This is a genomic window from Cupriavidus sp. 05N40 (genome assembly GCF_056397305.1).
Genome location: NZ_JBFTND010000323.1, coordinates 1 through 5243, shown reverse-complemented (window position 1 = coordinate 5243; position 5243 = coordinate 1). Strand labels below are relative to the sequence as shown.

General features: G+C 67.2%; 4 protein-coding genes. 3 read left to right on the top strand and 1 reads right to left on the bottom strand.

Annotated elements, in window-relative coordinates:
• Positions 1–747: 747 nt before the first annotated feature.
• Positions 748–1839, bottom strand: coding sequence for a redox-regulated ATPase YchF (gene ychF, locus AC1DO7_RS39065; RefSeq protein ID WP_441622652.1), 1092 nt, complete (start codon positions 1837–1839; stop codon positions 748–750).
• Between the two features lie 161 nt (positions 1840–2000).
• Here ychF and AC1DO7_RS39060 point away from each other — a divergent pair, with 161 nt between their 5' ends.
• From AC1DO7_RS39060 to acuI, 3 genes are all read left to right on the top strand, one after another.
• Complete coding sequence (locus AC1DO7_RS39060) at positions 2001–3257, top strand: UbiH/UbiF family hydroxylase (protein ID WP_441622654.1); 1257 nt, start codon at positions 2001–2003, stop codon at positions 3255–3257.
• Positions 3258–3301: 44 nt separating this feature from the next.
• Positions 3302–4060, top strand: a complete 759-nt coding sequence (locus AC1DO7_RS39055; RefSeq protein ID WP_441622656.1) for a DsbC family protein — start codon at positions 3302–3304, stop codon at positions 4058–4060.
• 97 nt (positions 4061–4157) lie between these two features.
• Positions 4158–5147 carry an acrylyl-CoA reductase (NADPH) gene (gene acuI, locus AC1DO7_RS39050; RefSeq protein ID WP_441622658.1) on the top strand — a complete coding sequence of 330 codons (990 nt, stop codon included), beginning with the start codon at positions 4158–4160 and terminating at the stop codon, positions 5145–5147.
• Positions 5148–5243 lie beyond the last annotated feature (96 nt).

The following is a 5243-nucleotide window of genomic DNA, read 5'->3' as shown; positions in this document are numbered from 1 at the left end:
AGCGTGTTGGCCATCGCCTGGACGTAGTGAATGCCGCAATGCACGCCGGAGGGGCCCAGCGGATAGAAGCCGTTGTCGGCCAGGCTGAGCGCCGTGTAGTAGAGCGCGGCGTCGCGCACCTCCTTGCCGGCCTTGTCTTTGAAGGGGAATTTGAACGAGGGCATGGTCACTCCGTGCGCTTGCGAATCGCCCGAGACGGGAAGAAGAAGTCGCCGGCCGTGTGCTGCAAGGAGAATCTCAGGTCGGACTGACCTGGCATCGTTGACCCCCTTTTTTGGGGACGCCGGGCAATGCCGCTGCATCACGCCGCGTTCGACGGGTCGAAGCCAAGCAGCCTGCCCCATGGGATCGGAGCGCCCGCACGCGAACGCTCAGGCATGCCGACACAAAGAGCCGGACTTCCTTTGAACAAAGCTTATTTGGAATGTTGGTCCAGCCAACTCAGCCTGGATGTAGGAAAAGGCTGGTTTTTACGGTGAAACGTCTGCCATGCGACCGAATACTTCTGCCATGGCAGCACGCGCCAAACGCAGTCAGGAGCGCGCTGCTCGGCAGATGAGCCGATGTCATTTACACCGATTGCGCGTGGTCGCAGGCGTATGGTTTTACCCCTTGGCCCATGTATCGGCGTCGACCGCTGTTGAATAGGGTCGTCACATGGCAAAAACCCCCGTCGCCTCAACGGCCGACGGGGGTTTTCAGGTGGTCTGGAACGACGGGAGCGGGTCGATTCAGCTCAAACGTTGATCAKACGTTAAACAAGAAATTCATCACATCCCCATCCTTCACCACATACTCCTTCCCTTCCGCCCGCATCTTCCCGGCTTCCTTGGCGCCTTGCTCACCCTTGAAGGCAATGAAGTCCTCATAGGCGATGGTCTGCGCGCGGATGAAGCCGCGTTCGAAGTCGGTGTGGATCACGCCGGCGGCCTGCGGGGCGGTGTCGCCCACGTGGATGGTCCAGGCGCGCACTTCCTTCACGCCGGCGGTGAAGTAGGTCTGCAGGCCGAGCAGGGTGAAGCCGGCGCGGATCACGCGGTCCAGGCCCGGTTCTTCCATGCCGAGGTCGGCCAGGAACACGGCCTTGTCCTCGTCTTCCAGGTCGGCGATCTCGGCTTCGATGGCGGCGCACACGGCGACCACCGGCGACTTGGTCTTGGCGGCGTGGGCGCGCACGGCGTCCAGGTGCGGGTTGTTCTCGAAGCCGTCTTCGCGCACGTTGGCCACGTACATGGTCGGCTTGGCGGTGATCAGGCAGAGCGGCTTGATGGCGGCCCATTCCTCGTCGGAGAGGTCGAGCGTGCGCACGGCCTTGGCTTCGTTGAGCACGGCCTGGGCCTTCTCCAGCACGGCCACCAGGCGCAGCGCTTCCTTGTCGCCGGCGCGCGCGGGCTTGATGTAGCGGGCGTGGGCCTTTTCGACGGTGGAGAGGTCGGCCAGCGCAAGCTCGGTATTGATCACTTCGATGTCCGACAGCGGATCGACCTTGCCGGCCACATGGATCACGTTCTCGTCTTCGAAGCAGCGCACCACGTGGGTGATGGCGTCGGTTTCGCGGATATTGGCCAGGAACTGGTTGCCCAGGCCTTCGCCCTTGGAGGCGCCCGCCACCAGGCCGGCGATGTCGACGAATTCGACCACGGCCGGCAGGATGCGCTCGGGCTTGACGATCTCAGCCAGCTTGGCAAGCCTCGAATCCGGCACTTCCACCACGCCCACATTGGGCTCGATGGTGCAGAACGGATAGTTTTCGGCGGCGATGCCGGCCTTGGTCAGGGCATTGAACAGCGTGGACTTGCCGACGTTGGGCAGGCCGACGATGCCGCATTTGAGGCTCATGGTAGAAGGCTTGAAATAGCAAAACCCCTATTCTAGCGGATGGGCGTCGCCGGGCCGTGCCTGAGGCGCCGTCAACCGGGGTGCTACGCCGCTTGCCCCGCGGCGTTGGCCGCCGCACGTGGCGCTCAGAGCCAAAGTGCCGGGGTGGCTATAATCTCCCCATGACTCGTCCATCCCCCTCCCGTTTCCAGGTTGCCGTGGTCGGCGGCGGCATCGTCGGCAAGGCTTGTGCGTTGTTGCTGGCCCAGCAGGGCATGCAGGTGGCGCTGATCGCGCCGCGTCCGCAGGCCCCCGCGCCGGAGGCGGACCAGTGGGACAGCCGCATCTACGCATTCTCTTCGAGCTCGCAGGCCTTGCTGGCGCAGTTGCGCGTCTGGGAGGCGCTGAACCCGGCGCGCGTGCAGCCGGTCTGCGACATGCGGGTGTTCGGCGATGCCAGCGCGGCGCGCGAGGATGCTGCCGCTGCCGGAGACCTGCATTTCTCGGCCTACGCGGCCACGGTGCCGCAGCTGGCCTGGATCATCGAGTCGGGCCATGTGGAGCGGGTGCTCGATACTGCCTTGCGCTTCCAGCACCAGGTGCACTGGTTCGACGATACCGCCGCGGCCTTCCTGCGCGATCACGATGGCGCCACGCTGACGCTGGGCGGTGGCGACAAGGTGCGCGCGGCGCTGGTGGTGGGCGCGGACGGCGCGCGCTCGTGGTTGCGCGACCAGTGCCATATCCCGGTTTCCAAGCGTCGCTACCGCCAGCTTGGCGTGGTGGCCAATTTCGAATGCGAGCATCCGCACCAGGACACGGCCTGGCAGTGGTTCCTGGGCGTGCCGCCCAAGCTGATGGCCGACGAGGAGCCGGCCAACGGCGAGATCCTGGCGCTGCTGCCCTTGCCGGGGCGGCGCGTGTCGATGGTGTGGTCTGCCGACGAGGGCCATGCCGCCGAGTTGCTGGCCCTGTCGCCTGAGGCGCTGGCCGACACCGTAATGCAGGCAGCCAGCGGCGCCGTGGGCCGCCAGTTCGGCACGCTGCGCTGCGTGACGCCGGCGCAGGGTTTCCCGCTGGTGCTGCAGCGGGCCGAGCAGTTCGTGCAGCCGCACGTGGCGCTGGTGGGCGACGCCGCCCACGTGGTGCATCCGCTGGCCGGCCAGGGCATGAACCTGGGCTTGCGCGACGTGGCGGAACTTGGCCGCGTGATGGCTGCCAGGGAATCGTTCCGCGGCGAGGGCGACCTGCGCCTGCTGCGCCGCTACGAGCGCGCGCGCGCCACGGACCTGTTGTCGCTGACGGCTGCCACCGATGGCCTGCACCGGCTGTTTTCGCTGCCCGGCGGCATTGCGCACACGGTACGCAATGCCGGCATGCGGGCGGTGGGCGGGCAACCGCTGCTCAAACGCTTTCTTATCGGCCGTGCGCTGGGCTGAGCCCTGAACACTGCGCGCCGAATCACCGAATTTCTGGAGTCATCATGTTGCAATTCCTGCGCCGCCGCCCCGCACTGTCGGCCACCGTCGCCACCATCGCTGGCGGCCTGGCTGCGGCCGGCTTCGCGCTGCACGCCATGGCGGCGGGCGAGCCCGGCACCGATCGCATCAAGGAGTCGATCCAGAAGATGCTGGGCGGGCGCGCCGAGGTCAAGAGCGTGTCCAAGACGCCGGTGCCGGGCCTGTTCGAGGTCAATATCGGCGGGCAGGTGGTCTATACGGACGCCACCGGGCGCTATGTCATCAACGGCGAGATGGTCGACACCAAGACCGGCACCAACCTGACCGAAGAGCGCGTGGCCGACCTGAACCGCATCAAGTGGTCGGACCTGCCGCTGGCGCGCGCCATCAAGTGGAGCAAGGGCGACGGCAGCCGCCAGGTGGCGGTGTTCTCGGACCCGAACTGCGGCTATTGCAAGCGCATCGAGCAGACCTTCCAGCAGATGGACAACATCACGGTCTACACCTTCCTCTACCCGGTGCTGTCGCCGGATTCGGAGGTGAAGGCCAAGCAGGTCTGGTGCGCCACCGACCGCACCAAGGCCTGGCGCGACTGGATGCTCAACCGCGTCGCGCTGACCGGCAACGGCAGCTGCAAGACCCCCGTGGACGAGAACCTGAGCCTGGGCCAGAGCCTCAATATCACTGGCACCCCGGCCGTGTTCTTCATGGACGGCACCCGCATCCCCGGCGCCGCCGACGCCGCCACGCTCGAGCGCAAGCTCGCCAGCCTCAAGAAGTAAGCTCCGCGCCGGCGGCCTTTCCGGCGCCGTGCGTGCCGGACCGGCCGGCGCCTCGTTCATCAGACTTTCGACATCCGCATATCCGGAGGGAGACATCATGACGTTCCAGGCATTGCTGCTGACCCAGGCCGACGGCGCCACCCAGGCCGCCGTTACCGCGCTCGAAGAATCCGCACTGCCGGCCGACGGCGACGTGCTGGTCGCGGTCGACTATTCCACCATCAACTACAAGGATGGCCTGGCCATCACGGGCCGCGCGCCGGTGGTGCGCAAATGGCCGATGGTGGCGGGCATCGACGGGGCCGGCACGGTGCTGGAGTCCGCGCATCCGCGCTGGAAGGCCGGCGACCGCGTGGTGCTCAACGGCTTTGGCGTGGGCGAGACGCACTGGGGTTGCCTGGCGCAGCGCGCACGGCTCAAGGGCGACTGGCTGGTCAGGCTGCCCGACGCGTTCAACGCGCAGCAGGCCATGGCGATCGGCACGGCCGGCTACACCGCCATGCTGTCGGTGCTGGCGCTGGAGCGCGCCGGCGTGAAGCCGGGCGACGGCGAGGTGCTGGTGACCGGCGCCTCGGGCGGCGTGGGCACGGTGGCGATCGCGCTGCTGTCCAGGCTGGGCTACCGCGTGGCGGCGTCCACCGGCAAGACCGCCGAGGCCGATTTCCTCAAGGCGCTGGGTGCGTCGGAGGTGATCGACCGGACCGAACTGGGCAAGCCGAACAAGCCGATGCAGAAGGAACGCTGGGCCGCGGTGGTGGACTCGGTAGGTTCGCACACGCTGGTCAATGCCTGCGCGCAGGTGCGCTACGGCGGCGCGGTGACATGCTGCGGGCTGGCACAGGGGCTGGATTTCCCGGCCTCGGTGGCACCCTTCATCCTGCGCGGCATCACGCTGTACGGGATCGACAGCGTGATGGCGCCGATGGCCCGGCGCGAGGAGGCCTGGCAACGGCTGGCGACCGACCTGGCGCCGGACCGCCTGCGCGCCATCACGACCGAGATCGGCTTGTCCGGGGCCATCGAAGCCGGGCGCAAGATCGTCGAGGGCGGCATGCGCGGGCGCGTGGTGGTCAACGTGAACGCCTGAACATCAGCGTCCGGAGCCGCGCCGGGCACGGGCGGCTCCGGAGGATCGCGCGGGCATGGCGCTACAATCACGCTCATGAAGCCGATCCACTACGCC

What these genes read in the sequence shown, in the direction of transcription:
- AC1DO7_RS39055 (WP_441622656.1), top strand. Translation starts at nt 3,302, where the DNA reads ATGTTGCAATTCCTGCGCCGCCGCCCCGCACTGTCGGCCACCGTCGCC.
- AC1DO7_RS39060 (WP_441622654.1), top strand. Translation starts at nt 2,001, where the DNA reads ATGACTCGTCCATCCCCCTCCCGTTTCCAGGTTGCCGTGGTCGGCGGC.
- acuI (WP_441622658.1), top strand. Translation starts at nt 4,158, where the DNA reads ATGACGTTCCAGGCATTGCTGCTGACCCAGGCCGACGGCGCCACCCAG.